This window comes from Anaerofustis butyriciformans (genome assembly GCF_036289385.1).
Classification (GTDB): domain Bacteria; phylum Bacillota; class Clostridia; order Eubacteriales; family Anaerofustaceae; genus Anaerofustis; species Anaerofustis butyriciformans.
Genome location: NZ_JAYFFH010000018.1, coordinates 1 through 1229, shown reverse-complemented (window position 1 = coordinate 1229; position 1229 = coordinate 1). Strand labels below are relative to the sequence as shown.

1 protein-coding gene is annotated in these 1229 nt (G+C 38.0%); it reads right to left on the bottom strand.

The window, feature by feature from the left end:
* Positions 1-31: 31 nt before the first annotated feature.
* Positions 32-1225 (bottom strand): elongation factor Tu, encoded by a 1194-nt coding sequence (gene tuf / locus V2W16_RS11140; RefSeq protein WP_329386024.1) that lies wholly within the window; start codon positions 1223-1225, stop codon positions 32-34.
* Positions 1226-1229 lie beyond the last annotated feature (4 nt).

The window sequence follows — 1229 nt, the reverse complement described above, 5'->3', positions numbered from 1 at the left end:
GATGTTCTTTTTTATTTATCATTTACTAAAATTATTCGATAATTTCAGCAACAACTCCTGAACCTACTGTTCTACCACCTTCTCTGATAGCGAATCTTAATCCTTCTTCGATAGCGATTGGTGTGATTAGTTCGATTGTTGTTGTAATGTTATCTCCTGGCATTACCATTTCTGCTCCGCCTTCTAATTCTACTACTCCTGTTACGTCTGTTGTTCTGAAGTAGAATTGTGGTCTGTATCCGTTAAAGAATGGTGTATGTCTACCACCTTCATCTTTTGTTAATACGTATACTTCTGCTTTGAATTTTGTATGTGGGTGAATTGAACCTGGTTTTGCTAATACTTGTCCTCTTTCGATTTCTGTTCTATCTACACCTCTTAGTAATGCTCCGATGTTATCTCCTGCAACACCTTCGTCAAGTTGTTTTCTGAACATTTCTACACCTGTTACTACTGACTTGTTGATTTCTTTTTTGATACCTACGATTTCAACTTCGTCTCCAACTTTTACGATACCTCTTTCTACTCTACCTGTTGCTACTGTACCTCTACCTGTGATTGAGAATACGTCTTCTACTGGCATTAGGAATGGTTTGTCTGTATCTCTTACTGGTTCTGGAATGTAGTTGTCTACTTCTTCCATTAGTTCTAAGATTTTATCTCCCCATTCGCTTGATGGATCTTCTAATGCTTTTAATGCTGATCCGATTACGATTGGTGTCCCGTCTCCATCGAATTCATATTCGTCTAGAAGTTCTCTTACTTCCATTTCTACTAATTCGATTAATTCTTCATCATCTACCATATCTGCTTTGTTTAAGAATACTACGATGTATGGTACGTTTACTTGTCTTGCTAGTAAGATGTGTTCTCTTGTTTGTGGCATTGGACCATCTGCTGCACTTACTACTAAGATTGCTCCGTCCATTTGTGCTGCTCCTGTGATCATGTTTTTAACGTAGTCAGCATGTCCTGGGCAGTCTACGTGTGCGTAGTGTCTTTTTTCTGTTTCATATTCTACGTGAGCTGTTGAGATTGTGATACCTCTTTCTCTTTCTTCTGGTGCTTTATCGATGTTTTCGAATGCTACTGCATCACCTGTTCCTAATCTTTCATGTAGTACTTTTGTGATTGCTGCTGTTAATGTTGTTTTTCCGTGGTCTACGTGACCGATTGTACCAATATTTACATGTGGTTTAGTTCTTTCGTATTTTTCTCTTGCCATTTTT